General features: G+C 70.6%; 24 protein-coding genes. 9 read left to right on the forward strand and 15 right to left on the reverse strand.

All coding sequences use genetic code 11. From position 1 onward, the window contains the following. Window positions 1-148 precede the first annotated feature (148 nt). The 3 genes from E1269_RS01500 to E1269_RS34010 all read right to left on the reverse strand — a co-directional run bounded on the left by E1269_RS01500 (window position 149) and on the right by E1269_RS34010 (window position 3,598). A complete protein-coding gene (locus E1269_RS01500) occupies window positions 149-670 on the reverse strand; it encodes a hypothetical protein (protein WP_131890240.1) in 522 nt (173 codons plus the stop codon). Continuing rightward, entirely contained in the window at window positions 667-3,129 is a 2,463-nt protein-coding gene (locus tag E1269_RS01505; protein ID WP_131890242.1) for a molybdopterin oxidoreductase family protein, read from the reverse strand. The genes E1269_RS01500 and E1269_RS01505 overlap by 4 nt, the downstream gene beginning before the upstream one ends. Before the next feature lie 346 nt (window positions 3,130-3,475). Next, window positions 3,476-3,598, reverse strand: a complete 123-nt coding sequence (locus E1269_RS34010) for a LuxR C-terminal-related transcriptional regulator (RefSeq protein WP_239000739.1) — start codon at window positions 3,596-3,598, stop codon at window positions 3,476-3,478. Between the two features lie 905 nt (window positions 3,599-4,503). On the opposite strand from E1269_RS34010, the gene E1269_RS01520 reads away from it, so the two are divergent. From E1269_RS01520 to E1269_RS01560, 8 genes are all read left to right on the forward strand, one after another. Continuing rightward, window positions 4,504-4,854, forward strand: coding sequence for a hypothetical protein (locus tag E1269_RS01520; RefSeq protein ID WP_131890244.1), 351 nt, complete (start codon window positions 4,504-4,506; stop codon window positions 4,852-4,854). A gap of 24 nt (window positions 4,855-4,878) precedes the next feature. Further along, a complete protein-coding gene (locus E1269_RS01525) occupies window positions 4,879-5,292 on the forward strand; it encodes a DUF2267 domain-containing protein (RefSeq protein ID WP_131890246.1) in 414 nt (137 codons plus the stop codon). Between the two features lie 52 nt (window positions 5,293-5,344). Beyond that, a complete protein-coding gene (locus E1269_RS01530; protein ID WP_162606172.1) occupies window positions 5,345-6,709 on the forward strand; it encodes an NADH-quinone oxidoreductase subunit D in 1,365 nt (454 codons plus the stop codon). A gap of 297 nt (window positions 6,710-7,006) precedes the next feature. Beyond that, a complete protein-coding gene (locus tag E1269_RS01540) occupies window positions 7,007-7,450 on the forward strand; it encodes a helix-turn-helix transcriptional regulator (RefSeq protein ID WP_131890248.1) in 444 nt (147 codons plus the stop codon). 10 nt (window positions 7,451-7,460) lie between these two features. Then, a complete protein-coding gene (locus E1269_RS01545; protein ID WP_131890250.1) occupies window positions 7,461-7,871 on the forward strand; it encodes a VOC family protein in 411 nt (136 codons plus the stop codon). A gap of 22 nt (window positions 7,872-7,893) precedes the next feature. Then, on the forward strand, window positions 7,894-10,281 hold the full coding sequence (locus E1269_RS01550) for an ATP-binding cassette domain-containing protein (protein WP_131890252.1): 2,388 nt from the start codon (window positions 7,894-7,896) through the stop codon (window positions 10,279-10,281). Window positions 10,282-10,376: 95 nt separating this feature from the next. Beyond that, on the forward strand, window positions 10,377-11,618 hold the full coding sequence (locus E1269_RS01555; protein ID WP_131890254.1) for an MFS transporter: 1,242 nt from the start codon (window positions 10,377-10,379) through the stop codon (window positions 11,616-11,618). Between the two features lie 223 nt (window positions 11,619-11,841). Beyond that, entirely contained in the window at window positions 11,842-12,600 is a 759-nt protein-coding gene (locus tag E1269_RS01560) for a GntR family transcriptional regulator (RefSeq protein WP_131890256.1), read from the forward strand. Here E1269_RS01560 and E1269_RS01565 read toward each other — a convergent pair. The 7 genes from E1269_RS01565 to E1269_RS01595 form a co-directional block, all read right to left on the reverse strand. Then, a complete protein-coding gene (locus E1269_RS01565; protein WP_203432698.1) occupies window positions 12,558-13,700 on the reverse strand; it encodes a TIGR03364 family FAD-dependent oxidoreductase in 1,143 nt (380 codons plus the stop codon). The two genes, E1269_RS01560 and E1269_RS01565, sit on opposite strands and share 43 nt — an antisense overlap. After that, window positions 13,697-14,776 (reverse strand): zinc-binding dehydrogenase, encoded by a 1,080-nt coding sequence (locus E1269_RS01570; RefSeq protein WP_131890258.1) that lies wholly within the window; start codon window positions 14,774-14,776, stop codon window positions 13,697-13,699. The genes E1269_RS01565 and E1269_RS01570 overlap by 4 nt, the downstream gene beginning before the upstream one ends. Next, window positions 14,755-16,368 (reverse strand): phosphonate ABC transporter, permease protein PhnE, encoded by a 1,614-nt coding sequence (gene phnE, locus E1269_RS01575; protein ID WP_131890260.1) that lies wholly within the window; start codon window positions 16,366-16,368, stop codon window positions 14,755-14,757. Before phnE ends, E1269_RS01570 begins: the two co-directional genes overlap by 22 nt. Continuing rightward, window positions 16,368-17,150 (reverse strand): phosphonate ABC transporter ATP-binding protein, encoded by a 783-nt coding sequence (gene phnC / locus E1269_RS01580; RefSeq protein ID WP_131890262.1) that lies wholly within the window; start codon window positions 17,148-17,150, stop codon window positions 16,368-16,370. Before phnC ends, phnE begins: the two co-directional genes overlap by 1 nt. 30 nt (window positions 17,151-17,180) lie before the next feature. Then, entirely contained in the window at window positions 17,181-18,155 is a 975-nt protein-coding gene (locus tag E1269_RS01585; RefSeq protein WP_131890264.1) for a phosphate/phosphite/phosphonate ABC transporter substrate-binding protein, read from the reverse strand. Window positions 18,156-18,180: 25 nt separating this feature from the next. Then, entirely contained in the window at window positions 18,181-18,858 is a 678-nt protein-coding gene (locus E1269_RS01590) for a phosphonatase-like hydrolase (RefSeq protein ID WP_131890266.1), read from the reverse strand. Window positions 18,859-19,020: 162 nt separating this feature from the next. Further along, window positions 19,021-21,120 carry an alkaline phosphatase D family protein gene (locus E1269_RS01595; RefSeq protein WP_131890268.1) on the reverse strand — a complete coding sequence of 700 codons (2,100 nt, stop codon included), beginning with the start codon at window positions 21,118-21,120 and terminating at the stop codon, window positions 19,021-19,023. Window positions 21,121-21,298: 178 nt separating this feature from the next. Between E1269_RS01595 and E1269_RS01600 the strand changes: the two genes are divergently transcribed. Next, window positions 21,299-22,489, forward strand: a complete 1,191-nt coding sequence (locus E1269_RS01600; protein ID WP_131890270.1) for an alpha-D-ribose 1-methylphosphonate 5-triphosphate diphosphatase — start codon at window positions 21,299-21,301, stop codon at window positions 22,487-22,489. Between the two features lie 28 nt (window positions 22,490-22,517). Here the strand turns inward: E1269_RS01600 and E1269_RS01605 are convergent, their stop codons facing one another. From E1269_RS01605 to E1269_RS01625, 5 genes are read right to left on the reverse strand one after another with little or no spacing between them, the layout of a single operon-like run. Beyond that, the gene (locus E1269_RS01605; protein ID WP_131890272.1) at window positions 22,518-24,122 is read right to left on the reverse strand and encodes a polyamine aminopropyltransferase; all 1,605 of its coding nucleotides are present in this window, start codon (window positions 24,120-24,122) and stop codon (window positions 22,518-22,520) included. 14 nt (window positions 24,123-24,136) lie between these two features. Then, the gene (locus tag E1269_RS01610) at window positions 24,137-24,595 is read right to left on the reverse strand and encodes a DUF350 domain-containing protein (protein ID WP_203432700.1); all 459 of its coding nucleotides are present in this window, start codon (window positions 24,593-24,595) and stop codon (window positions 24,137-24,139) included. Window positions 24,596-24,620: 25 nt separating this feature from the next. Continuing rightward, window positions 24,621-25,046, reverse strand: coding sequence for a DUF4247 domain-containing protein (locus E1269_RS01615; protein ID WP_131890274.1), 426 nt, complete (start codon window positions 25,044-25,046; stop codon window positions 24,621-24,623). After that, a complete protein-coding gene (locus E1269_RS01620; RefSeq protein WP_131890276.1) occupies window positions 25,043-25,546 on the reverse strand; it encodes a DUF2617 family protein in 504 nt (167 codons plus the stop codon). The genes E1269_RS01615 and E1269_RS01620 overlap by 4 nt, the downstream gene beginning before the upstream one ends. A 1-nt stretch (window position 25,547) precedes the next feature. Then, window positions 25,548-26,153: a DUF4178 domain-containing protein gene (locus E1269_RS01625; RefSeq protein ID WP_203432702.1), complete on the reverse strand. Its 606-nt coding sequence runs from the start codon at window positions 26,151-26,153 to the stop codon at window positions 25,548-25,550. Between the last annotated feature and the right edge of the window lie 136 nt (window positions 26,154-26,289).

The raw sequence follows: 26,289 nt of genomic DNA on the forward strand, positions 1-26,289 counted from the left end.
GACGATGACCAGGGGACCGCCTTGCCGGTGGCGGTTACCGGATCGCGGGCGAGGAAGCCCAGCGGCAGCGGGTTGGCGAGCGGTCCAACCTGCCCCGGGGCCGGCGTCGATGTTGGGCGCTGTGGCGTTCGTCATCGGACGGCTCCCATCAGCCGGTGACCATCGTTTGGGCGGCGGTCTCCTTGATCTTGGAATTGGCCCAACGCATCTGACGGAGGGTTCGCGGATGGCAGTCCTGTGCCGTCGTAAGCAGCTCGCGGTCCTTCATGGCCTGCGCGGTCTGGGCGAGGACTTCCCAGTCCACCGAGACCCCGGCGGCGGTCCTCTGGATGTGACGCAAGTCGGCCAGTAGCAGCAGCGCCGGTTCGTGACGGCGCCCGACGATCTCGGCGCTCTTCTGCTTCATCCTGGCGAGCAGTGTGGCCTCGTCCTCGGGTTCGGGATCGAGGTCGAGGTCATAGTCGCGACCAACGGTGGCGAGCCGGCTCACGTGTTCCTGTGACCAGCGGGCGATGTCACGAGCGACGTAGAAGATCTCGTGATCGGCCTTGTGCCGGTCGGAGACGCTCAGCAATGCAGCGGCCAGGTCGTTCTCGCTGCGGTGCAACTCTTCGATGGCGGCGCCGACCTTGTTGGCGTGCAGGCTGCGCAGGGTCTGGGCGAGGTTCATCGGGCACCTCCAGCTGTCGCGGCGTCCTCGAGCGCCATGGCCGACGGATCGCCGCGGGTCGGCGGGACAGCGGAGGTGACCGGTCGCGACGCCGTCGTGGTAGGGGCCGGAGCCGGCACACCACCGGACTCGGCGACGCGGACGGCAGCAGCCGCGGCGGTCTTGAAGATCGGCTGTTTGGAGGCGGGATCCCAGTCGGTGAAGGTCAGTTCGTTGGCGGCGCGGCCGTGGCCGTCCGGCTCGTGCCCGCTCGAGACGTCCCAGTAGCCGTAGTGGAAGGGAAGGAAGAGCACCCCGTCGCGGATGCCGCCAATCCGCAGCCGTGCCGTCACTTCGCCGCGTGGGGTCGTCACCTGGAGTATGTCGCCCTCCGACCAGCCCTCCCGGGTGGCGTCGCCGGTGGACGCCTCGACCCACACCTCCGGGGCGGCGCCCTGCAGTTGCGGCGCGCGGGCGGTCTTGGTGCGGGTGTGGAAGTGGTAGAGGGTCCGGCCGGTGATCAGCTGGTACGGGAACTTCTCCGAAGGTGGCTCGTGCAGCGGAAGATACTCGGCGGCCTTGATGATCGCCTTGCCGGCGGGGTTGAGTGCCCTGTACTCGGTGGGTTCGACCGGACTGCCCGTGACCAGGTCGCAACCGTAGCTCTCGCAGTAGCCGGGTTGCGCCCAGAACTCGCCATCGACGTAGATGCGCTCGGCGCCGTCGGGGTGCTCGTCGTTGCACGGCCACTGGATCCCGCTCCCGCCACGGAGCTTGTCATAAGTGATACCGGTGTAGTCGCATGGCCGGCCTCGGCTGCAGTCCTTCCAGCCCTCGAAGGCCTCCTCCGGGGTGCTCCACTTCACGAGCGGCGCGCCGTCCTTGTCGCGCAGGTCCAGCCTTCGGGCATAGTCGATGAGGATGTCCAGGTCGGCCCGTGCATCGCCTGGAGGGTCGACCGCCTTCTCACTCAGGTGGACGGTGCGGTCGACGTTGGTGAACGTGCCGGTCTTCTCGCCCCAGGTTGCCGCCGGCAGCACCACGTCGGCCAATTGGGCGGTCTCGGACAGGAAGATGTCCTGGACGACGAGGAACAGGCGGTCCTGGGAGAGGATCTCGCGCATGCGAGCCAGTTCCGGCATCGACACCGCGGGATTCGTCGCCGTCACGTAGAGCAGGCGGATGGAGCCGTCCTCGACGTAGCGCATGATCTGCATCGCGTGCGTGGGCGCGGTGTAGTGCGGGATGTCCATAGGGTCGACGTTCCAGACCCTGGCCAGTTCCTCGATGTGGGCGTCGTTCGACCAGTTCCGGAACGCGGGCAGATCGCCGTCCGCGCCGCACTCGCGCGTGTTCTGCGCGGTGGGTTGTCCGTTCATCTGCAGGATGCCGCATCCCGGCCGGCCCAGCATGCCGCGAAGGATGTGGATGTTGTTGACCTGCACGGACGCGGCGGTTGCCTGGTGGGACTGGTAGAAGCCCTGGAGCACGGTCGACACCAACTGTTGGGAGGTGCCGATGAGCCGGGCGGCCTCGCGCAGGTCGTCGGCCGGGATGTCGCACACCTCGGCGGCGTGCTCGACGGTGTGGCCCTGCAGCATCTTCCGCAGTTCCGCCAGCCCCACGGCGTGGGCGTCGACGTACTCATGGTCGATCCAGTCGTGGTCGAGCAGCTCGTGGAGAAGCGCGTTCATGAGCATGACGTTCGTTCCGGGGCGCGGAGCGAGGTGCACTGTGGCGTGGTCGGCCACCGGGGTCCGCCGCGGATCGACGCACACGATCCGGGGTGGGTTCGGCCCGGCGAGCCGGTCGAGGATACGGGTCCAGAGCACCGTCTGGGTCTCGGCCATGTTGTGCCCATAGAGGCAGACGACGTCGGCGTGGTCGATGTCGGTGTACGACCCCGGCTGGCCATCGGAGGCGAACGACTGCTTCAGTGCCGTAGCCGCCGTGGCGGTGCAGAGCCGGGTGTTGCCGTCCACGTGGTTGGTGCCGATGCCTGCGTGCGCGATGAGCCCGAGGGTGTAGTACTCCTCGAGGAACAGCTGGCCGGTGGTGTAGAAGCCGATCGAGGACGGACCGAGCTCGCAGAGCAGCTCCCTGGTCCGGCTGGCGACCGCGTCCATGGCGGTGTCCCAGTCCGTCTCCACCAGTTCACCGTCGCGCCGGATGAGCGGGCGCGTGAGGCGGTCCGGCGAGTTGTTCGCCTGCCATCCGTAGAGGTCCTTCGGACCCAGCCGTCCGTGGTTGGTCCGGTCGATCGCGCGACCTCTCACCCCCACGATGCGCCCGTCGACGACGGCGATGTCCAGCGCGTCGCCGTTGGAGTGCAGGATCGAGGCCGACTGCGCCCAGTGCTGCACGTCGTCGGCGGTGACGCCGTCGGCAAGGTACGAGTCCACCCGCACCGGCCAGGGCTCCCCCGGCCCGTACGGCGTCCGACTCCCCCATGGCTCAGCGATCCGGTCGGTCCGTCGCATGCATTCCCACCTCTCCTCAGCGTTTGGTCGTTCCACAGCGAGCCCCGTCCATGCAGCGCCGTCGCTCCTGACGCGACTCAGGCGTCACGGTCCCCTCGTCAGGCCCACGCTGGCGTCCGTGCCTCAGCCGAGCGCGGCCATCAGCTCGTCACAGGCCACAGCACACTGTCGGCACGCCAGCAGCCGTTCCCGATCGACACCACCGAGGTCCTCGGGATACGTCCTGAGCGTTTCCGATCGGCATCGGAATCCCTCCCGAGTCGCCGAACGGCATACGCGCGCCGCGTACCCGCGCGTACGGGAACCATTCACGGCCCCATCAGTCCCAGCGACAAGCTGAGGCGATCTACGGGCTCGTGAGGCCGGCTTGGACGTTGCCGCAGCGGAGCTTCTCGAGCAGGCACGACAGGTGGCCCTTGACCGTGGCTTCGGCGAGGCGGAGGCGCCCGCCAATCTCGGCGTTCGACAGGCCCTCGCGCTGTCGGGCCTGGACGAGGGTCGCCGCCTCCCGTTCGGTGAGCGTGCCGCTGACCTGACCTTGAAAATGCTACGACAGACGATGCTGACGCACGACCGAGCCCGTCAGCTCGCAACTGGTGCAGACGATCTTGCCTGTCGGTTGCCTCCGATCCCGCCAGTGTGTGAGGTACCCGATGCGTGCCAAGCGAACGTGTCTCCGGAGCGGATCGAACGGATCGTCCGCCGTCCACGCATGACTACCTGCGGCGCGGGTACTCGCGGAGCTACGAATCATCCAGGCCTAGCCGATCTTGGGGCGGACATGAACCGACATCGCGATGCGGACGACCATGGGCGGGCACACGAACCCGAAGCGGATGATGTGGCTCCCGACGAAGCAACGGACGACTTCGCAACCGAGCACGACGACACCACCTTCGCCGACGAAATGCCCGGAGGTCCGGAAGGGATCAAGGAACCAGAATCGCCGTCAGGCCGCGGCGGCGATGGAGGAATGGATCCGCCATGAGGCATGGGCCAGGAGCCGAACAAGCATGACAACGGGGCATCGACCCGCATGCCCCCAGACACACGACTCCGCGGAGGAGTCACGGCGCAGACCGTGGCCATGCCGATGACAACCCAGGCCGTCGGCGCATCTCCGAGCGCCCCAGTGGGAGTAGCCGGCCCAAGCGATGCGTGACGACGACTTCGGCGACGTCGTGGTTCTCGACGGCGACCGCGTCCGGGCATGACCGTGCACCTGCCTGATGCGAACGACGCTGGTGAGCTCAGAGTCCGCCGTATCGGTATCCTCACTGGTCGGTAGCCATCCAGCGCTGTTTACCGTCGCCTCACGCGGGTACTGAACAACCTCCGCCGCAAACGCGAAAACGTACGGAGGCGACGACGACCATGACCGACTCCGACCCGGAACGCCCCATCGATCCGGACGATGTCGAGGTTGACGACGTCGACGGCTACAGCCGGGATCCGGGAGCCACCCCTGACGACGCCGGTGTCCCTGAGGTAGCCGACGACGTGACCCCCGGCACCGGAGAGGTGGCGGAGCCCCAACGGGCCAGCATGCCGACCGAGGCGCCGGTGGAATCGACTGCGCACGGCATCACCGCCAGGGAGCAAGCCGAGGACACCTCGATCGAGGATCGATTGGCTGCGGAGGAGCCCGAGCTCGACTCGCCTGCACGACAAGCGACAGACGCACCCGGCGCCGTCCACGTGGAGGAGGAGCCTCCTGAGCCGTAGTCCCACGAACGGAGACGTGACGCCATGCAGCATGACGAATTCATCGGACAGGTCCAGCACCGAGCCAAGCTGTCCTCCCGCGGTGATGCCGAGCGGGCTACTCGAGCGACACTCGAGACACTGGGCGAGCGGGTACCAGGAGGCTTGGCGACAAACCTCGCCGCCCAACTGCCTCCGGAGATCGGCGAGCATCTGCGCCGCACGCTCGACTTCGGCATCGAAGACACTCCGGGCGAACGTTTCGACGCCACCGAGTTCGTGGCACGCGTCGCCGAGCGCTCGGCCACTGACGAACCGATCGCGGCGTACCTCGCGCGGGTCGTCTTCGAAGTAGCCAACGACGCCACCGAGGGAGCGGTAGCCCAGAAGGTCGCTGACACGCTTCCCGACGATATTCGCCGACTGGTCACCGCCGGAAGCAGCGGCGGGGTCGGGTGAGCCCTGTGCCGCAAGTGACGGTGCCAAGATCTGAGCGAAGGGCGCATAGGCGATGACCAGCGACGACGAGGTGAGGTTCACTTCCGCCAGCGGTGATGTGGAGGACCCGTACGCGGGGGCCCGTGAGACGACAGAGGGTCCGGTCTACACCGTCACCGGGCAGGACTGGGACGACGTGGCCGCCGCCGCGGCGGCCGGCGAGGAGCGCATCGTCGTCAACATGGGCCCGCAGCACCCGTCCACGCACGGTGTGCTCCGGCTGATTCTGGAGCTGGACGGCGAGACGGTCACCGAGGTGCGGTGCGGGGTGGGATATCTGCACACCGGCATCGAGAAGAACATGGAGTACCGGACGTGGACCCAGGGGGTCACGTTCGTGACCCGCATGGACTACCTGTCCCCGTTCTTCAACGAGGCCGCCTACGTGCTGGGCGTGGAGAAGCTGCTGGGCATCGAGGATCTGATCCCGGAGCGGGCGACGGTGCTGCGGGTGATGATGATGGAGCTCAACCGCATCTCCTCGCACCTGGTGGCGATCGCGACCGCGGGGATGGAGATGGGCGCGCTGACGATCATGACGATGGGCTTCCGGGAGCGCGAACGCACCCTCGACGTGTTCGAGCTGGTCACCGGCCTGCGGATGAACCACGGCTATGTCCGGCCGGGGGGTGTGGCGCAGGACCTGCCGCCTGGGGCGGTGGAGAGCGTCCGCGAGTACCTGCGCTGGATGTGGGACCACATCGGCGAGTACGAGGCGTTGTTCAACGAGAACCCGATCTTCAAGGGCCGCACGGTCGGCGTCGGCTACCTCGACCTGGCCGGCTGCATGGCGCTGGGCCTCACCGGCCCGGTGCTACGCTCCACAGGCCTGCCGTGGGACCTGCGCACGTCGCAGCCGTACTGCGGCTACGAGACCTACGACTTCGAGGTGCCGACGCGCGACACGTGCGATGCCTACAGCAGATACCGGGTCCGCGTGGATGAGATGAAGGAGTCGCTGAAGATCGTCGAGCAGTGCCTGGACCGCCTGGAGCCGGGTCCGGTCATGATCGGCGACAAGAAGATCGCCTGGCCGGCCCAGCTGGCCATCGGCAGCGACGGGTTGGGCAACTCACTGGATCACATCCGGCACATCATGGGTGAGTCGATGGAGGCGCTGATCCATCACTTCAAGCTGGTCACCGAGGGATTCCGGGTCCCCGCCGGCGAGGTGTACGTGCCGGTGGAGTCGCCGCGCGGCGAGCTCGGGGCGCACGTCGTGTCCGACGGCGGCACCCGGCCGTGGCGGGTCCATGTCCGCGACCCGTCGTTCAACAACCTGCAGGCCGTGCCCGCGATGTGCGAGGGAGGCATGATCGCCGACGTCATCGTCGCCGTCGCGAGCATCGACCCGGTGATGGGCGGGTGCGACCGCTGAGTTCCTCACGTGCCGACGAGGCACGCGAACGGGAGACCGGACGGACATGGCCCTGTACGTCGCGCAGAAACTGATCGCCTCGCACCTGGTGTCCGGCCAACACGTCCATCGCGCTCGGAGGGTTGTTCGGTGGCCTGGTCGTCGATCATCTGGGAGTCACGAGTGCCGTTCGGTTCGGCGTGGCTCTGACCGCGGTCTCGCTGCTCCTCGGGCTCGGCGCGGGCCGGATGATCTCCGGCACCGTCTTCGGATGGAGAGCGGGCGCGCGCCCGGTGACGATGTGGCACCATTCTGTAGGTGACCAGCAGTCCCGTCGAGGAGCAGCGCCTGCGCGACCTGGCGCGGCTGCGGCGTGTTCGAGACCGGATCGACCGCGAGTACGCACAGCCGCTGGACGTCGCGGCACTGGCGCATGGCGTGAACATGTCGTCCGGGCATCTGAGCCGCCAGTTCCGGCAGGCCTACGGCGAGTCGCCCTACTCGTACCTGATGACGCGACGGATCGAGCGGGCGATGGCGCTGCTGCGTCGTGGCGACCTCAGCGTCACCGAGGTCTGCTTCACCGTCGGCTGCTCCTCGCTGGGCACGTTCAGCACGCGCTTCACCGAGTTGGTCGGCGTGCCGCCGAGCGTCTACCGGGACCAGTCGGCGCGCGCCACGGTCGGCATGCCGTCCTGCGTGGCGCGCAAAGTCACCAGACCGATCAGGAATCGAGAAGCGTCGGCCCGGAGCCGCAGCTAGCGTGGCTGCCATGGACCTCAAAATCAACGCCACGTTCCTCCCGCACATCGACCCGGACGCCTCCCTGGCCTTCTACCGCGACGTCCTCGGCTTCGAGATCCGCAACGATGTCGGACACGAAGGGCTGCGCTGGATCACGGTCGGCCCCGCCGGGCAGCCCGACACGGCCATCGTCCTGCACCCGCCGGCGGGCATCCCCGGGCTGACCGACGAGGAGCGCCGCACCATCCTCGAACTGCTGGCCAAGGGCAGCTACTTCGGCGTGAACTTGGCGACCTCGGACGTCGACGGCATCTTCGCGACGCTGGAGGCCGGTGGCGCCGAGGTGGTTCAGGAGCCGGTCGACCAGCCGTATGGTGCTCGTGACTGTGCCGTCCGCGATCCCGCCGGCAACGAGATCCGGATTCAGCAGCAGCACTGAGCCGCCAACAGATGGAGTGAGCATGAACACCGCTACGCGGACGGAGACGGCTGCGCGCCACGCAGCCGACAGCCACGACCTGATCCGTGTGCAGGGTGCGCGCGAGAACAACCTCAAGGACGTCAGCGTCGAGATCCCGAAGCGCCGGCTGACGGTGTTCACCGGGGTCTCGGGCTCGGGCAAGAGCTCGCTCGTGTTCGGCACGATCGCCGCGGAGTCGCAGCGGATGATCAACGAGACCTACAGCGCCTTCCTTCAGGGGTTCATGCCGACGCTGGCCCGGCCGCACGTCGACCTCCTCGAAGGCTTGACGACGGCCATCATCGTCGACCAGGAGCGGATGGGTGCCAACCCCCGTTCCACCGTCGGCACGGCCACCGACGCCAACGCGATGCTGCGCATCCTCTTCAGCCGACTCGGGGAGCCGCACGTCGGACCTCCGATGGCGTTCTCGTTCAACGTCCCGACGCGCAAGGCGAGTGGGGTGATGACCACCGACAAGGGTCACGGCGAGAAGCTCATTGTGCAGGACGTCGTCTATCTCGGTGGCATGTGTGCGCGCTGCGAGGGCCGGGGCTCGGTGTCCGACATCGACGTGACGCAGCTGTACGACGACAGCAAGTCGCTCAGCGACGGCCCGTTCACGATCCCCGGTTACAACGCCAATGGCTGGAACGTGCGCATCTTCGCCGCGTCCGGTTTCTTCGACCCTGACAAGCCGATCCGCGAGTACAGCGAGAAGGAGCTCCACGACCTCCTGTACCGGAAGTCGACGAAGATCAAGTTCGACAACATGAACCTCACGTACGAAGGTCTCGTCCCGCGGATCCAGAAGTCGTTCCTCTCCAAGGACGTCGACTCGCTGCAGCCGCACCTCCGTGCGTTCGTCGAGCGGGTGGCGACGTTCGCCGCGTGCCCGGACTGCGGCGGTACCCGCCTGAGCGAGTCGGCGCGGTCGTCGAAGATCAACGGGAAGAGCATCGCCGACGTCTGCGCGATGCAGATCACCGACCTGGCCGCGTGGATCCGCGGCCTCGACGAGCCGTCGGTGGCGCCGCTGCTGGGTGCGCTGAGGGAGAACCTCGACTCGTTCGTGGAGCTCGGCCTGGGCTACCTCAGCCTCGAGCGTCCGTCCGGAACCCTCTCGGGCGGCGAGTCGCAGCGCATCAAGATGCTGCGGCACCTCGGGTCGTCCCTGACCGACGTCACCTACGTGTTCGACGAGCCCACCATCGGCCTGCACCCGCACGACATCCAGCGGATGAACGACCTGCTGGTGCGGCTGCGCGACAAGGGCAACACCGTGCTGGTCGTGGAGCACAAGCCGGAGGCGATCGCGATCGCCGACCACGTGGTCGACCTCGGTCCCGGCGGCGGTACGGCCGGCGGCACCGTCTGCTTCGAGGGCAGCGTGGACGGGCTGCGAGCCAGCGACACCATCACCGGCCGCCATCTCGACGACCGGGCCGCCCTCAAGGAGTCGGTGCGTTCGTCCTCCGGCGCGCTGGAGGTCCGTGGCGCGTCGACGCACAACCTCCAGGACGTCGACGTCGACATCCCGCTCGGGGTGCTCTGCGTGCTCACCGGTGTCGCCGGCTCTGGTAAGAGCTCGCTGATCCACGGCTCGGTCGCCGGTCGCGACGGTGTGGTGGTGATCGACCAGGGCGCGATCCGCGGTTCACGACGCAGCAACCCGGCGACGTACACCGGGCTACTCGAGCCCATCCGCAAGGCGTTCGCGAAGGCCAATGGCGTCAAGCCGGCACTGTTCAGCGCCAACTCCGAGGGTGCCTGCCCGACGTGCAACGGCGCCGGCGTGATCTACACCGAGCTCGGGTTCATGGACACCGTGGCGACCCCGTGTGAAGACTGCGACGGCAAGCGGTTCCAGGCCTCGGTGCTGGAGTACACGCTCGGTGGCCGCAACATCGCAGAGGTGCTGGCGATGTCGGTGAGCGAGGCCGAGGAGTTCTTCGAGGACGGCGAAGCGCGCACACCGGCCGCGCACAAGATCCTCGACCGGCTCGCGGCTGTCGGGCTCGGCTACCTCAGCCTCGGCCAGCCGCTCACGACGCTGTCCGGCGGCGAGCGGCAGCGGCTGAAGCTGGCCGCCCAGATGGCCGAGAAGGGCGACGTCTATGTCCTCGACGAGCCGACCACCGGCCTGCACCTCGCCGACGTCGAGCAGCTGCTCGGCCTGCTCGACCGGCTCGTGGAGTCCGGCAAGTCGGTCATCGTCATCGAGCACCACCAGGCGGTCATGGCGCACGCCGACTGGCTCATCGATCTCGGCCCCGGCGCCGGCCACGACGGCGGCCGGATCGTCTTCGAGGGAACACCTCGGGACCTCGTCGCGAAGCGTTCCACCCTCACCGGCGAGCACCTCGCCGAATACGTCGGGCATGAGTGAACGATCAGGAATCGAGAAGCGCCGGTCCGACTGCGCCGTCCGCGATCCCGCGGGCAACCTGATCCGCCTCAACGAGCTTCGCTGAGCCGGCCCACATGGCCGCAGCCGAGACCCGAGGGGCCAACCAGTCCTACCGCGAGGTCCTGCGCAACCGGCGGGTAGCTGGTCTCCTGCTGGGCGACCTGCTCGCCCACGTCGGTACCGGCATGATCCTCGTGGCCATGCCCGTGCAGACGCTCTCCATCCACGGTGACGTCCCGAAGGCGATCGCCATCGGGATGGTCGAGGCGGCACCGTTCGTGCTGTCCACCGTGCTGGCGCTGGCCATCGGACTGGGACGGGTGCGGATACCGCCGCGGACGCTCCTGATCGCCGACTGCGTGCTGCGATCGCTGACCTTCGCGTGCCTCGGTGCCCTGGCGGTGACCGACCGCCTCACGCTGCCCGTTCTCATCGTCGGGTTGTTCTTCGGCGCGACCTTCCGGATGGCCGGCTCCAGCAGTCGGCGTCTCCTGGCCACGTCTATGGTGGACGACACGGGCCGGTTCGCCGTCAACGGTCTGCTCGGCCTCAACGTCACGTTCGCGCTGTACATCGTCGGCCCGGTCGTGGGTGGGCTGATCGTCGCAGCCACGAGCCCCGGCGTCGCCCTCTTCCTCGACGCCGGCGGTGCGCTGATCCTGTTTGCCGCCGTCGTCGCATCCGTCCCGCGCGTCGCCAAGGACCACGACGCGCTCCGGCGCCGGCCGTCACACGAGTCGGGCTGGCGGATCCTGCGCCGGCGTCCAGTGGCCGCACGCCTGTTGGTCGTCGAGTTCTTCTTCAACTTCCTCTACATGCCGATCGAGATCGCCCTGCCGCTGTACGTCCGCGGCACTCTGGACACCGATGCGACCGGCCTCGGCCTCATGTGGGGCGCGTTGGGGGTCGGCGCGTTCGTCGGCGCCGCTCTCGTCAACCAGCTGCGCAACCTGCCGCAACGCCATCTCCTCATCGCGATCATCGCGTTGTGGGCGTTCTGTCCGATCGTGCTGGCCTTCGTCGGAACCCTGCCGGCCGCGATGGTCGTGTTCGGCCTGGGCGGCCTGGTCTGGGCGCCGTTCACGCCGGTCGCCTACAGCTTCCTGCAGTCCGGTCTGGCGCCGGACGAACAACAGCAGGTGGTGACGCTCTGGACGACCGGCTCGATGGTGGCCGCCCCGCTCGGCCTGTTGATCGGCGGCCCTCTCATCGAAGTGGCCGGGACGACCGGCGGGCTGGTGCTCTCCGGCGGGCTCACCCTGCTCCTGGTCCCGATCGCGGTCGTCGCCGTCCTGCGTGGGACCACGCCCGGGTAGGTCGCACTCCCCGCGTCGAGGCGTCGAAGCCGTTCGACGTCCTCCAACGATGTGAGATCGTCGCGGTTGCCCGGGACCCATCACCAGGCGTTTGCGCGCTCCACGAGGCTTACACGCATGGTGCGACACGAGATTTCGTGGTGAACGTGATCATTTGAGGCTCACTCGATGGCGGCCCGGCGTCGCGTTGCCGGGCCCGGATGTGGATGGCAGGGTTGGGCGCGTGGCGTCAGCCAAGTACCGGGAGATCGCCGCGGTCATGGCGGCTGAGATCGCCGGCCTGCCTCCGGGAACGAAGGTCGACGGCGAGCTCGCGGTGGCCGCGCGGTTCGGGGTCAGCAGGGCGGCGGCGCGCGCCGCGGTCCAGGAGCTCGAGCGGCAGTTCCTCGTCCGCCGGGTGCGGGGTCTGGGGACGTTCACGTCCCGGCGCGTCGACTACCTGATCTCCAGCAGGCGGCCGCCGTCGTGGAGTCAGACGCTGCGCGATGCGGGCGCGACGCCACGGACGGTGGTGCGTTCCTGCGTCGACGTGCCCATGCCGGCGGCCGTGGCGCACATGTTGCACGCGGTCGAGGGGAGCGCCGTGTGGCGGTTGCAGCGTTGCTCGTTCACCGATGACCTGCCGGCGTCCTGGGGCACGGAGTGGGTGCCGGCGGCGACCGTGCCGGAGCTTCCGGCCGCTCTCCGGCGGGTCGAGTCGCTGGATCGGATCCTCCGCGACATCGGTGCTGTCGTGCCGGCACGCAGCAGAGTCCGGGCCAGCATGGAGGCTGCCGGTGAGGAGGTCGCCGACGAGCTGGCCATCGGCCTGGGTGCGCCGGTGTGGCTGGTCGAGTCGCTCAACAAGGACGCCACCAGTGGCGCGCCGGTCTACCTGACCGAGCGGTGGATTCGCGCGGACGCCATCCGCGTGGTCTTCGAGGCCGGAGACATCTTCGGTCAGGACGGGTCCGCCGTCGGCACGCGGCCGGCCAGCAACTGATCGACGACGTGAGCGGCGAGGCCGAGCCCGGTGGTCATGCCGATGCCGGTGGTGACGCCGACCACGGTGTTGCCCGGCGCGGTGTGACGGACCAGGAAGTCTCCGGGCGCCGAGGCGTACACGCCGCGCCATCGCTCCTGGACCCGCAGCGAGGCAACGCCCAGCAGGCGCGCCGTCTCCTCCAGGATCAGCTGGTCGACGGGCTCGGCGGCGAACGGGTCGACGCTGGCGCCGTAGGCGTGCGTATCGCCGATCAGCAGGTCACCGCCGGGGTGCTGGGTGAACATCAGGTTCACCTCGAGGTCCAGCAGCTCGGGCCGTTGGGAGGTTAGGCGCTCCCGGACCCTGGCGGCCGCGGGCTGGCGCGCCAGGGCCGAGTACCGCAGCATGGACAGTCCGGTGAGCACGGCCGGGGCGGTCACCGCGTCCAGGAGGCGACCATCGGGCGCGGCCACCCGGAGCATGTGCAGGCTGCAGCGACGCACCCCGGCGTCGGCGGCGAGCTGGGGGAACAGCTGGTCCACGTCGTGGCCGACGCACACCACGACCTGGTCGGCGGCGATGTCCCCGCGACTGGTGCGGACCCCGCCGGGCTCGACACCCAGAACGGTGGTGGACCACCGGAAGGTCACCCCTGGCTGCTCGGCGAGCCAGCGCGCGATGCTCGGCACCGCCTCCCTGGGATCGACCCGGATGTCGCCGGCCAGGTAGGCGCCGCCTCGAGCACCGGCGGTGCCGGCGCGGGCGTCGGTCTCGGCGCCGGTCAGCAAGGTCACGCCGTCCCCGGCGCGCTCCGCGGCCAGCGAGCGCAGCACGTCGAGCTCGTCGTCGGCGCGTGCGACCACCACCGTCCCGGTCTCACCGGCCCAGAACCCGGCGGTGCGCGCCAGGCGCAACCAGCGCTTTCGGCTGGCGACGGCGTGCGCGTACGCCGCGTCGCTCTGGGCGGTCACACAGCCGTGACCGAAGTTGCGCACCGACGCGCCCAGCGGCCGGTCGTCCCGTTCGACGACGGTGACGGTGAGCCCGCGCGCCACCGCCTCGACGGCGTGCCCGAGCCCGACGACGCCGCCACCGACGACGACCAGGTGGACGCTCACGGGGCGACCGCCGCCCTGGGCCGCGACTGCCTCGGCTGGGTGAGCAGGGCGCCGACCCGGTCCAGGGGAACCGCCGGGCTCACCAGCCGCTCCCACGGCCAGGCTGAGCGGCTGGCATCGAGGTAGCCGATCGCCTCGGCCAGGTGCCGAGGTTCGTAGTTGTGCACGCCGGTGATCGTCAGCCAGCTCCGCACGACGCGCTCCGGGTCGACCGGAACCGGTGCGACCGGGGTCACCGCGCCGGCCAGCACCAGCCGGCCGCCGATGTCGAGAGCCGCGAGCGCGCCGGCCGCGGCGCCGGTGTCGCCGGACAGCTCCACCGCGACGTCGACCGGGCGCGGTGCCTGCGCCGACGGCACGGTGGCGGTCGCTCCGAAGGTCCGCGCCAAGGCACGCCGGGCAGGGTCGACGTCGGTCACCACGACCGCGGCGGCACCACGATCGGCCGCGGCGGCCGCGGCCGTCAGTCCCAGCATGCCGGCGCCGCAGATCAGGACCCGGGTGCCGGCCAGCGGCCCGGCGGCTTCGAGCGCCGCCATCACCGTCGCGGTCGCGCACGCCGCCGGTGCGGCGAGCACGTCCGGCAGCGCGGGCGGGACCGGCACGACCGTGGCACCTGCCGGCAGCAGCACGTGCTCGGCGTACCCGCCGGACAGGTGCCAGTCGCCGTCGAACGGCTCGTGGCCGACCTTGCGGACGCGCCGGCACTTGGCGGTGCGGCCGCTCGCGCACCGGTCGCAGCGGCCACAGCTCACCGTCACGCCCCACACCACCCGGTCGCCGACGGCGGCGGGGGCACCGTCGCCGGCCGCGACGACGTGGCCGACGGCCTCGTGGCCGAGCACGCTGGGGCACGCGGCACCGCGTCGCCCGGCGACAGTGTGCCGGTCGCTGCCGCACACCGTGGCCAGGTCGACGGCGACGAGCAGCTCGCCGGCCGCCGGCTCGGGCAACGGGACCGACTCGAGCCTCACCGTGGCACCGCCGCGCCAGACCGCGGCGACCGTCGTCGCCGTCGTCGGTGCCCAGGGTTCGGGACGGCCGCCCGGTGTGGTCAGACCTGCGCGCGGATCCATCCCGAAAGCCTTTCTATGACGTAGACGATGACGAAGACGATGAGGATGATGGCGCCGGCGAACTCGAAGTTCAGTGTGCGGACGGCCTCGTAGAGGAGGAAGCCGACGCCGCCGGCACCGACGATGCCCAGCACCGTGGAGTGCCGGATGTTGACGTCGAGCAGGTACAGCGACGAGCCGATCAGGCTCGGCATCACTTGCGGGAGGACGGCCGAGAACAGCACCTGCCACCAGCCGCCACCGACCGCGCGCACCGCTTCGACGGGTCCGAGGTCGATCTCCTCCGCCGCGTCCGCGACCAGCTTGCCGAGGAACCCGATCGAGCCGATGCCCAGCGCGCAGACCCCCGCGACGGGACCGAGGCCGACCGCGGCCACGAAGACGACGGCCAGGATCAGCTCGGGCACGCTGCGCACCGCCAGCATCAGCCCGCGCGCCGCCCACGCGAGAACCGGGTGCGGCGACACGGTCCGCGCGGCCAGCAGACCGAGGGGGATCGACATGACGATGCCGCCGGCGGTCGCGAGCACCCCGATCGCGAGGGTCTGGAGGACCGCCTCCCACAGTTGGCCGCCGACCAGGCCGAAGTCCGGCGGCACCAGACGCATGGCCGCGGCCACGACGTCGGGCGCGGATGTAACCATCGTGAGCGGGTCGATCCGCAGCCAGGCGAACGCGAACCCGGTCGCCAGCAGCAGGCCGGCACCGAAGATCCACCGAGCCGCCCGGTCCCGGCGCGGGTGCCGGGCCGAGGGCTGGAGCAGCAGGTGACGGACGCCGACGGAGGCGACCTCCATGGCCGCGAGCACGGCGAGGATGGCCAACACCATGCCCAGAGCGGCGTCGTACGACAGGCTGCGCAGCGAGCTCTGCAGCGCGAACCCGATGCCGCCGGCGCCGACGAAGCCCAGCACGACCGAGATCCGCAGGTTGATGTCGACCCGGTACACGAACGTGCCGATCCACGACGGCACCACCTGGGGGACGACGCCGCTGACCAGGACGGCCAGGCGGCCGGCGCCGGTGCTGCGGACGGCCTCCCTGGGGCCTTCGTCGATCTCCTCGATGGCGTCGGCGAACAGCTTGCCCAGCATCCCGACGGAGTGCAGCGCGAGCGCAAGGACGCCGGCCAGCACGCCGATGCCCATCGCGCGGACCAGCACGATGGCGAAGACCAGGTCGGGTACGGCGCGGCAGAACGTGATGACACCGCGGGCCGCGGCCTGGACCACCGGGTGCGGCGTGGTGTTCCGCGCGGCCAGGAAGGCCAGAGGCACCGACAGCACGGTGGCGATCACCGTGCCCAGCAGGGCCATCAGCAGCGTCTCGACGACCAGGTCGACGGTGCGTCCCGGGTCGTCGACGACGGGCGGGAGCATCCGGCCGACCAGGCGAGCCACCGCGTCGGTGCCGTCGAGCAGGACCGCCGGTGAGAACTCCAGGTACCACCACGACGCCACGGTTGCGAACAGGCCGACGCCGCCCAGCGTCACGAGCACCCGGCGGCGCCAGCTCAGCGGCGGGCGAGAGCGGGGACGCGGGCGCCCGGTGCCGCCGGGACCGCTCACCCGTGGCGGGGCGAGGGCGTTCATCAGGCGACCGCCATGCCGGTGGCGGTCTCCAGCCGGCGGTAGACCTCCATGACTTCGGCCCGGCTGACTCCGTCGGCGGTGCGGTCCAGCACCTTCCGGCCACCGCGCAGGCCCACCAGCCGGTGCGCCCAGCCCAGAGCGAGGTCGACCTGATGCAGGGTGCACACCACGGTGAGCCGGTCCTCTCGGCACACGCGCAGCAGCAGGTCCATCACGGTGCCGGCGTTCTCCGGGTCCAGCGAGGCGACCGGTTCGTCGGCCAGCAGGAGCCGTGGACCCTGCATGAGGGTCCGGGCGAGGGCCACCCGCTGCTGTTGCCCGCCGGAGAGGGTGTCGGCGCGCTGGTCGGCCTGGTCGGCCAGGCCGATGCGGTCCAGGTGCGCGAGCGCCTCCCGCTTGTGCCGGGCGGACCAGGTCAGCAACCCGTAGCGAGGTCCTCGCACCCGGCCGAGCGCACCGATCAGGACGTTCTCCAGACAGGTGAGCCGGCCGATCAGGTTGAACTGCTGGAACACGAAGCCGACGTCCGTGCGCAGGCGGCGCAGCTCGGCCGGCCTCGCCCGGTGAACCGCGACGGTGTCGACCACGACCTCGCCCGCGGTCACCGGGTGCAGGCCGTTGAGGCATCGGAGCAGGGTGGACTTGCCCGACCCCGACAGCCCGAGCAGCACCACCAGCTCGCCGGTCCGGACCTCCAGGTCGACCCCGTCGACGGCGGTGGTCGTGCCGAACCGCTTGACCAGGCCACGGGTCGTGACGGCGGTCGCCGGTGGTGCGCTCATGGTGTCTCCGTGCTGTCGCGTTCGGGCAAGTCAGCCTTCGCAGGCCGCGGACTCGGTCAGGCGGCAGACCTCGCGGACGCCGTCGTAGTCGGCGTCGGTCGCGGGCTTGACACCCCATGCGTCCTCGTCGGTCAGCAGGCAGTCGCCCTCGCAGAAGCCCTCGCCGAGCAGGTAGTCCGCGTTGGCCTTCTCCGTCATCAGCGTCGTCAGCTCGGCCACGACGTCCTCGCCGAGGCCGTCGCGGGCGACGAACAGCGAACCGGAGATCTGCGGCGACTCCCAGACCGTCTTCAGGTCTCCCTCGGCGAGCTCACCGCTCTCGATCAGCGTGCGGTCGACCATGCTCTGCATGGCGAACCCGGCGTCGCAGTCGCCGTTCTTCACCGCCAGCGCCGAGGCGTCGTGCGCGCCGGCGAAGATCGGGTTGAGCGCCTCTGCCATGGCGCTCTCGGTGGCGGTGCTCACCACGCCGGCCTCGATCAGCCCCGCGCTCGGATACAGGAACCCGGAGGTCGATCCCGGGTCGACGAAGCAGACGTCCTTGCCAGCGAAATCCGCCAGGTCGCTGATCTCGGCGTTGTCGCCCTGGGCGATGCCGTAGGAGAAGTACCCCGGCTCCTCGTCCTTCGCGGCGGTGACCGCGCCCAGCGGCGTGATGTCCGCGTCGTTCTCGGTCGCGATGACGTAGGCGAAGGAGCCGAGGAAGGCCATGTCGACGTTGCCGGCGATGAGGCCCTCGATCACCCCGGCGTAGTCGGAGGCCTGGCTGACCTCCACCGTCGCGCCGGTCTCCGCCTCTAGCATCTTCACGATCGGGTCGTAGCCCGCGGCGAGGTCGGTGGAGTTCTCCGCCGGGATCGCACCGAGCACGATGGTCGACGGGAAGCCGCCCGCGGTGGCCTCCGTCTCGTCGTCGGAGCCGCTGGAGCAGCCGGCGGCGAGCGCGCCGAGCGCGGCGGCCACGGCCGACGCGGCGAGTCGGCGCTTCGTGGTGGTGGCAGTCATGTCACAGGTCCTCGAATCGGTGTCATCACGTCAGGAGGTCGGGTAGCTCGGCGACCGAGCCGAGCACGTGGGTGTGCGGGACGGTGGCGAAGTCGGTGGCGCGGTGTGCCCCGGTGAGCACGCCGGCGACGACACCGGCCCCGGCCCGGTGACCGCTGAGCAGGTCGGAGGTCGTGTCTCCGGCGACGGCGACCTGACGGACGTCGTCGACGGCGCAGCGGATGAGCGCGGTGAGGATCAGATCGGGGTACGGGCGGCCGCGGCCCGCGTCGGCCGGGGACAGCACCAGGTCGGCCAGCTCGCGCCAGCCGAGCGCGTCGAGCACGGCGTCGCGGGTGGCGACGGAGAACCCGGTGGTCAGCGCGACCTTGATCCCCGCCTCTCGAAGGTTAAGGATCGTCTCGGCGGCGCCGTCGACGGCAGAGGCACCGCCGGCGCGGATCGAATCGAGGTAGGCGGCCTCGAACGCGGCGTTTGCGCGCTGTGCCGCCTGCTCGTCGCCGCCGATCGCCCGAAAGACCTCGATCTTCGACTGGCCCATCGTCTCGAGCGCGTAGGCGCTCGCCTTCTCCCGCTCGGGGGTGCCGTCCTCGATGCCGATGGCGTCCAGAGCCCGCGCGAAGGCCGCCATCACCGCCCCGTCGTCGACGACGGTGGTGCCGGCCATGTCCAGGCAGGCGAGCAGGACCTGCGGGTGGGTCATGATGTGTCCTCTCGATCCGAAGGGCCGCCAGTGGCGCTGGCATGAGGATCCGACACGCGAGGGAACGGGCCCCGCGCACGAGGTGAACCCAGGGGAAACCGTCGTTCACCTTCTGCCCGGGTTGTCCGGACATCGTCCGCGGGGCCGCGCCCACCGTGGGTGTCAGTGGCCCAGCTGTGAGGCGAGGCGCTCGACCTCGAAGATCTCGGTGCCGGCCCGGTTGATCCAGGTCGCGGTCAGCGTCGGGTCGGCGACGGTGGTGTCGGCGACCAGCCGCAGGAACACGTTCGGCTCCACCGCGGAGTGGACGAGCGCCGGGTGTGGGACGTTCAGGCTGGGGATGGTCGAGCCGTGCAGCGGGCTGACGATGAACTGCCACAGGTCGTAGCCGACGCGGGGGCCGTAGTTCAGCGCCCGGGACACGTGGATGTCGCCGCCCATCAGGAAGCAGCCGGCGATCCGTTCGTCCCTGACGAAGTCGAAGATCGCCTCCCGCTCGTAGAAGTAGGTGCCCCAGTCGTCCTTCTCGGAGTTCTGCTTGTCGTCCCAGATCAGTCCGGTGGCGATCGCCTTGAACGGCGCGTCGGACTCCGAGAGCACGGTGCGGAACCAGTCCCACTGGACCGCGCCGATGCAGGTGGGCTGGGACGGGTCGGCCCAGCTCGGCTCGGTGCGGCTGAACCACCGCGGGTCGAGCAGGAACACCTCGACCGGGCCGCGCCGGAAGGAGGTGTAGATGCCCTCACCGTCGCGCGGCGTGGTCAGCAGGGCGCCATCGCCGTCGTGGCCGAAAGTCGCGTTGGCGCGGTAGTCGGCGAACGCGCGCCGGTTGTTGACCTTGCCGACCAGGTCGCCGTGGACGTCGTTGCCGCCGAAGTCGTGGTCGTCCCAGGTGCCCCAGACCGGCATCGACGAGACCAGGGCGGCCAGCTCCGGCTGCTGCAGGAAGATCCGGTGCTTCTGCCGGGCGACGGCGAGGTCGGTGCTGTCGATGTAGGGGGTGTCGCCGAGCAGCACGAACGCCTCGCAGCCCACCAGGCGGACCCGGTCCCAGACCGCGTCGGGCACCGACGGCGCGCAGGAGCCGAAGCCCATCGTCGTCACCGTCGGCTTGCCCGCGGGCGGGGCGGTCGTGAAGCTGCCGCGCAACGGCTCGACGTCACCGGCGTCCCCGTCCGGCGCGATCTCGACCGTGTACTCGGTGCCCGGCTTCAGGCCGGTGACGTCGAAGAGCAGGGTGTTGTCCCGCTCGACGGCGATGCCGGCCCGGGTGCGGCGACGCTGCCTGCCGTAGGCGAGCGTGCAGGTCCACTTCGGGTGAGCCGCCGGATCGACGCCGGGGCGGGCCCAGATCCGGGCGCTGCTCGCGTCGACGTGGCCGATCAGCGGACCAGTCGGCGGCTGCGGCGGCGCCGGGGTCGGTACGACGGCCGGCGCCGTCCCGGCCCGGACCATGCCGACATAGGCCGCCACGTTGGCGAAGAAGATCTCGCTGTCGGCGATCGCCTCGGCGGGCTGGCGTGCGGCACCGGCGGCATCCCAGCACTTGTCGACGGTGAGGCTGCTGGCGACGAAGCGGCCGGCGCCGTGGGCGCCCTCGACCAGGGCCGGTGGTGCGCCGTCGGCCTCGACCGCGGCGAGGACGCGCACCCCTCGCCACTCGCCGAGGTTCTCGTAGCTGGTCGGGAAGTCGCCGCGGCCGGGGAAGATCAGCCCTCCGCTGGTGCGCAGGCCGGCCAGGAGCGGGTGGTCGGTGGCGATCGGGTGGATGGTGGAGCTGTCGGGATCGGTGCGCTGGACCCACAGGGTGTCGGGCAGGTACGCCACCGTCGGGCCGTACTGGTCGGATTGCGTCATCTCCAGCACCGTGCCGCCGGCGGACACGAAGGCACGCAGCGAGGCGGCGTGGGTGGCGACGTAGTCGAGGTAGGTCCGGTCGTTGTTGGTGAACGACCCGAACGCGATCAGGTCGACGGGGACCGGCTGGGCGTCGGCCGGCAGGGTGGGGTCGAGGTCGACGACCGTCATCCCGGCGCGCCGCAGCAGCTCGCCGAGACCGGTGGCGCTGGTCCACTGGTCCCGGAACTCCAGGACGGCGGCGGTCAGTCCGCGAGCCGTGGTGGAGATGGATGCCTGCGCACTGGGCGCCGGCCCGGCCGTGGTCCCGGCGACGGCGACGGCGGCAGCGGCGGCGCCACCGGTGATGAACGTCCGACGACGGACGGAGTCGATGGCCGACCGGTCGTCATGCGGTTGGGTCATGATCGGGGTCCCTTCGATGCCATGGACGCCGCCTCGGCGCCGGCCGGTCCGGGCACCGTCTGCGAGCGGCCGAGTTGGACATTTCGGCATCCGAGGGAATGCGCCACGCGCACGAGGTGAACCGGGGGGAAACCGTCGTTCATCTTCTGTCCGGGTTGTCCGGACAGCATCGACGGCTATGCGGCCCTGGCTTCTCACCACACCCGCCGACTACGACCTCGGCCACGTCCGGGCCGTGCTGCCCGGCCGGATCATCGACGATGCCCGGGTGGTGGTGCGTGACGGCGTCATCGTCGAGGTCGGACCCCGGCCGCGCGGTTGCTCCGTCGACGTCGACGGAGGCGGGCGGCACGTCCTGCCCGGGCTGATCGACGTGCACAACGACACGCTGAGCAAGGAGTGCCAGCCCCGGCCGGGCGCCTCGCTCCCGCCACCGTTCGCGATCGCCTCGACCGGCGCCCGGCTCCGTGCCGCCGGCATCACCACCGTCTACCACGGCCTCGCCTACCAGGAACACAGCGCGGTCGGCATGCGCATCGACTCGCCGCGAGCGGCCGAGCTCGCCCCGGTGATCGATGCGGCCGCCGCGGACCCGCTCGTGGACCACCGCGTACTGCACCGGCTGGACCAGCGCTGTGCGGTGGGACGCGCGGACCTGGAGCGGCGCTTGTCCGAGACCGCCGCCGGGGCGGCCTTCGTCGTGTCGCACGAGGACCACACACCGGGCCAGGGGCAGTACCTCGACCCGCGGACGATGCAGCGATGGCTGGAGCTCAGCGACGGCATGACCGCCGAGCAGGCGGCCGAGCATGTCGCCCGATGGCGCGCGACCCGGGAACGGGACGAAGCGGTCTCCGTGCGCGAGGGGACGCTCGCCTGGCTGGGCGAGCTGGCTCGGGCGGGCCGCATCCGGCTGTGGGGCCACGACGTGGAGAGCGTGGAGGACGTGGACGCCCTGCTCGACCGCGGCGGCCAGGTGGCGGAGTTCCCGACGACCCGGGTCGCCGCCGAACGGGCCCGGGCCGTCGGCCTGAGCATCGTGGCGGGTGCGCCCAACGTCGTCCGCGGCGGCTCGCACGCGGGCAACGTGTCGGCGGCGGAGCTGGCGGCCGCCGGACTGGTCGACGCGCTCGCCTCGGACTACCTGCCGACCGCGCTGCTGTGCGCCGCCGTACAGCTGGCCCGCGCCGGGACGCTGTCGCTGTCCCAGGCTGTCGGTTTGGTCACCGCGGGGCCGGCCGACGCGGTGGGGCTGGACGATCGCGGCCAGCTCACCGCGGGGCGCCGGGCGGACCTCGTCGTGGCGGACCTGTCCAGGCCGTACCCGGTCGTGCACTGGGTGGCGCGGGCACCCGGCGGCACCGGTTGACGGCGTGTGGGCGGTGCATCGACTGGGCTCAGTAGGTCTGCCACTCCTGCCGGACGTACTCCAGCACGACCGGGTCCAGCAGCGTCGACACCTCGGCGTCGGTGACCACCCGGTCCGGCGGGAACACGGTGGCCGCGCGCAGGACGTCGGCGGAGAGGTAGCGCAGCGGCGGCGCGTCGTCGGGCAGGCGCAACGGGGGAGCAGCCGGCTTGCTCGCATCGCCGGGCGCGGCGAGCAAGAACCCCCAGTCGCCGAAGCTGGGCACGGACACCATGTACGGGGCGACACCGAAGCCGGCCGCGGCGACGGTCGCCTCGATGCAGGCGAACGAACGCGGCGCGAAGAACGGCGATCCGGCCTGCACCACCATCCGGCCGTCGCCGGCGACCAGGCCGCGGACCATGCCGTAGAACTCCAGTGAGTACAGCTTCGACGTCGCGGTGGAGTCCGGGTCGGGCATGTCCACGACGACGACGTCGTAGGGCTCGGCGCCTGCGTCCACCTGGTCGCGGACCCACCCGAAGGCGTCGGCGTCGACGGCGTCGACGCGCTCGTCGGCGAACGCGTCGCGGTTGAGCTCGCGCAGGCTCGCGTGCTCGCGCGCCAGGTCGAGCACGGCCGGGTCGAGTTCGACGAGCGTGACCTCCTCGACGTCGGGGTAGCGGAGGATCTCGCGCAGCGCCAGCCCGTCGCCGCCGCCCAGGACCAGGACGCGATCGTGCGAGCCGGCCATCGCCGGGTGCACCAGCGACTCGTGGTAGCGGTACTCGTCGGGCGAGGCGAACTGCAGGTCGCCGTTGAGGAACAGCCGCACGTCGTCGACGCCGGACAGCCGGTGCCGTTCGGTGAGCACGATCTCCTGGTGGTCCGAGCGCTCGGCGTGCGTGATGGGATCGCGGAACAGCCGCTGCCGGGCGTCGACCTCGATGTCGTCGGCCCGTACCAGCAGCACCGTCAGGACGGTGCTCACCGTCGCGGCGAGCGCCGCGATCGCCGCCCACCCGCGCCGCGGCACCGATCGCCGGAACAGCCACGCCACCACGACCGTGCCGGCCACCAGGTTCAGCGCTCCGGCGGCGATAGTGCCGCGAACCAGGCCGAACGCCGGCAGCAGCACAAACGGGAAGGCCAGCCCGCCCAGCAGGGCGCCGAGGTAGTCCGCGGCGAACATGTCCGCGACGGCGCTGCCGGCGTCCTGCGCGCGAATGCGTTGCAGCATCGTCATCAGCAGCGGGATCTCGGCGCCGATGAGCACGCCGATCAGCGCGGCCAGCACGACCATCATCGGTGTGTAGAGGTCGGTGGTCGCGAAGGCCTGGTAGAGGATCAGCACCGCCGAGCCGCCGAGGAGCGCCAGCAGCGACTCGACCATCACGAACGACATGGCCGGGTACCGCTGCAGCGGCTTGGCCAGCAAAGAGCCGACCCCCATCGCGAAGACCATCACCGACACCACGATCGACGCCTGGACGACGGTGTCGCCGATCAGGTAGCTGCCCAGTGCGATCAGGGCCAGCTCGTAGACCAGTCCGCAGGCCGCACAGACCAGCGCCGCCGCCAGGATCACCGCGCGCGCGGTCCGGGAGAACTCGCGGGGCGGCGTCTCGGGCGGGGCGGCGGTGGTGGACGTGATCGGCCCCCCGGTGCTCAGATGATGGCCAGCGCGACTATGCCGGACACGACGATGCGCAGCACGCCGAGCACCCAGCTGGCCGGGTGCGGTGTCTCGTGCACGAGGTCGTGCCGGACGTCGCCCGGGATCATCAGGTCGACCACGAGGAACGCCGCCGCGCTCACCACCAGCCCGATGAGGCTGTAGACGACGGTCGTGACGAGCCCGTCGACGAGGTCGTCGGAGCTGGCGTAGATGGCCGCGACGACGATGAGCCCCTGGGCGGCGAACCCGGTGGCCACCAGCACGGCGGCGTTGTAGTTGCGCTCGACCCAGATGAGGTCGCGCAGCTTGCCCGGGGTGAGCAGGTCGATGAGGACGAAGCCGAGCAGCAGCATCGCCAGGCCCACGCCGCAGTAGGCCAGGACGACGCCGGCCTCCTCGACGAGCTCGCCGGCGTCGACGTCGCCCTCGGCGCCCAGCGTCATCAGCATGCGGGTGTCCTCTCGTGTCCGTGCGTCACTTGCCGCCTCCGGAGCCGCCGCCGGCGAATCCGCTGCGGTAGCCGCCGCCGAACCCGCCCCAGATCGGGATGATGACCGGTCCCCAGCGGTCGTAGCCGTCGCGGACGTCGGTGACCTCGATGTCGGACCCGCCGGTGTTCGACGGTTCGATGTGCACCATGGTGTCCTCGTAGCCGAGATAGCGGCCGGTGGAGTCCTCGTGGTCGCGGCCTGCTTCGGCGGCGTCCTCGACGATGGCGGCGACGGTGTCGACGGAGTCCTCGGTGCGGTACGAGGAGTAGTCGCCGCTGCTGCTCACCAGGTCGTAGTTGTCGGAGATGACCCGGCGCACGTCCTCGTCGGCGCTGCCGCACGCGCTCAGCGTCAACGCGGCGGCCAGCACACTCGCGGTGACGGCCAGCCGGGCTCGTCGTGCGGTCATCTGGTCAGCTCCGTCCGCGTGGTGACCAGCTGACCGGCGCCGGGGTAGGCGTGCCAGGTGGCCCAGCCGAGCCTGCCGGTCTCGGCGCGGGTCAGGCGCATCGCCGTGACGGCGTCGGGGTCGGCGGGGAACGCCGCCACCACGGCGGCGCCGTCGCAGGCCAGTGCGCGCAGGTCGCGAACGCGCTCGCGCACCCCGGCCGCCGGCAGCTCCTCGACCTCGGCGCGGAAGTGGTAGTGCCAGCCGCCGGGCCGGCGCCGGACGTCGCCGGGCAGGTACGCGGGCTCACCCGGCAGGCAGGCGACGGTCTCGACGACGACACCGCCGGGCTCGCGAACGACCACCTGGTGGGAGGCGCCGAGGACCCGCAGCTCCAGCGTCCCGCCGGACGCGAGCGGCACGCTGGTCAGCGCCAGCGCGGGCACCAGTGGGTGCTTCAGCGTCCAGGCGAGGTCGGCGGCGCGCGTGTCGACGTATGGGACGTCCAGGGTGGCGAGCATGTCAGGGCTGCACTGGGTCGCTGCCGGGGTACACGGTGAGGGTGCCCGGCGGGACACGCTCGCCCACCGCGACCTCCCATTCGCCGCCCTCGAACCGCTCGAAGGACAGGTAGCGTCCGCCCGAGCCCTCGAAGTCGACGTACTCCACGCGCCCGGTCGAGCCGAGCCCCGTCGTGCCCTCGGAGACGAACTGCGCGGTGCCGTGCTCGTCGCGCCGGTAGTCGTGGCCGTCGTGGTTGAGCTGCGCGGCGCTGGGCCGCAGGTCGCTGTTCTTCAGCGCGGTCCACCGGACCACTTCGAGGTCGGGGTCCTCCTCGACCGAGAGCCAGGTGCGGGTGCCGCCGATGTCGTCGAGGAAGTGCTCGCTCCACTGGTAGCCGCCCTCGCGCAGCCGCAGCGAGCCGCGGACGAACATCCGCTCGCCGAGCAGCTCGACCATGTCGCCGGCGCGCAGCGTGCGAGGGTCGCCGAAGGTGCTCTCGCCGGGGTCGAACGGGTCGCGTGGCGCCGGCGGCGGCGGTGGAGCCGTCCCGGAGCGGGAACGGAGGGCTCGGACCACGGCCACGGCGATCAACACGACCGCGACCACGACGATGACTGCCACCACGGTCCCCACAGTCCGAACCCTACATTGTCCCCGATTCGGACCCCGCCTCCCACCTGCCCAGGACCGCTGGAGAGCCTGAAAATGATCACGTTCAGCACGAGATCTCGTGCTGAACGTGATCATTTCCCTCGCGGCG

This window comes from Jiangella asiatica (genome assembly GCF_004349065.1).
Lineage (GTDB): Bacteria > Actinomycetota > Actinomycetes > Jiangellales > Jiangellaceae > Jiangella > Jiangella asiatica.

What these genes read in the sequence shown, in the direction of transcription:
- E1269_RS01500 (WP_131890240.1), bottom strand. Translation starts at nt 670, where the DNA reads ATGAACCTCGCCCAGACCCTGCGCAGCCTGCACGCCAACAAGGTCGGC.
- E1269_RS01505 (WP_131890242.1), bottom strand. Translation starts at nt 3,129, where the DNA reads ATGCGACGGACCGACCGGATCGCTGAGCCATGGGGGAGTCGGACGCCG.
- E1269_RS01520 (WP_131890244.1), top strand. Translation starts at nt 4,504, where the DNA reads ATGACCGACTCCGACCCGGAACGCCCCATCGATCCGGACGATGTCGAG.
- E1269_RS01525 (WP_131890246.1), top strand. Translation starts at nt 4,879, where the DNA reads ATGCAGCATGACGAATTCATCGGACAGGTCCAGCACCGAGCCAAGCTG.
- E1269_RS01530 (WP_162606172.1), top strand. Translation starts at nt 5,345, where the DNA reads ATGACCAGCGACGACGAGGTGAGGTTCACTTCCGCCAGCGGTGATGTG.
- E1269_RS01545 (WP_131890250.1), top strand. Translation starts at nt 7,461, where the DNA reads ATGGACCTCAAAATCAACGCCACGTTCCTCCCGCACATCGACCCGGAC.
- E1269_RS01550 (WP_131890252.1), top strand. Translation starts at nt 7,894, where the DNA reads ATGAACACCGCTACGCGGACGGAGACGGCTGCGCGCCACGCAGCCGAC.
- E1269_RS01555 (WP_131890254.1), top strand. Translation starts at nt 10,377, where the DNA reads ATGGCCGCAGCCGAGACCCGAGGGGCCAACCAGTCCTACCGCGAGGTC.
- E1269_RS01570 (WP_131890258.1), bottom strand. Translation starts at nt 14,776, where the DNA reads ATGGATCCGCGCGCAGGTCTGACCACACCGGGCGGCCGTCCCGAACCC.
- phnE (WP_131890260.1), bottom strand. Translation starts at nt 16,368, where the DNA reads ATGAACGCCCTCGCCCCGCCACGGGTGAGCGGTCCCGGCGGCACCGGG.
- phnC (WP_131890262.1), bottom strand. Translation starts at nt 17,150, where the DNA reads ATGAGCGCACCACCGGCGACCGCCGTCACGACCCGTGGCCTGGTCAAG.
- E1269_RS01585 (WP_131890264.1), bottom strand. Translation starts at nt 18,155, where the DNA reads ATGACTGCCACCACCACGAAGCGCCGACTCGCCGCGTCGGCCGTGGCC.
- E1269_RS01590 (WP_131890266.1), bottom strand. Translation starts at nt 18,858, where the DNA reads ATGACCCACCCGCAGGTCCTGCTCGCCTGCCTGGACATGGCCGGCACC.
- E1269_RS01595 (WP_131890268.1), bottom strand. Translation starts at nt 21,120, where the DNA reads ATGACCCAACCGCATGACGACCGGTCGGCCATCGACTCCGTCCGTCGT.
- E1269_RS01600 (WP_131890270.1), top strand. Translation starts at nt 21,299, where the DNA reads ATGCGGCCCTGGCTTCTCACCACACCCGCCGACTACGACCTCGGCCAC.
- E1269_RS01610 (WP_203432700.1), bottom strand. Translation starts at nt 24,595, where the DNA reads ATGCTGATGACGCTGGGCGCCGAGGGCGACGTCGACGCCGGCGAGCTC.
- E1269_RS01615 (WP_131890274.1), bottom strand. Translation starts at nt 25,046, where the DNA reads ATGACCGCACGACGAGCCCGGCTGGCCGTCACCGCGAGTGTGCTGGCC.
- E1269_RS01620 (WP_131890276.1), bottom strand. Translation starts at nt 25,546, where the DNA reads ATGCTCGCCACCCTGGACGTCCCATACGTCGACACGCGCGCCGCCGAC.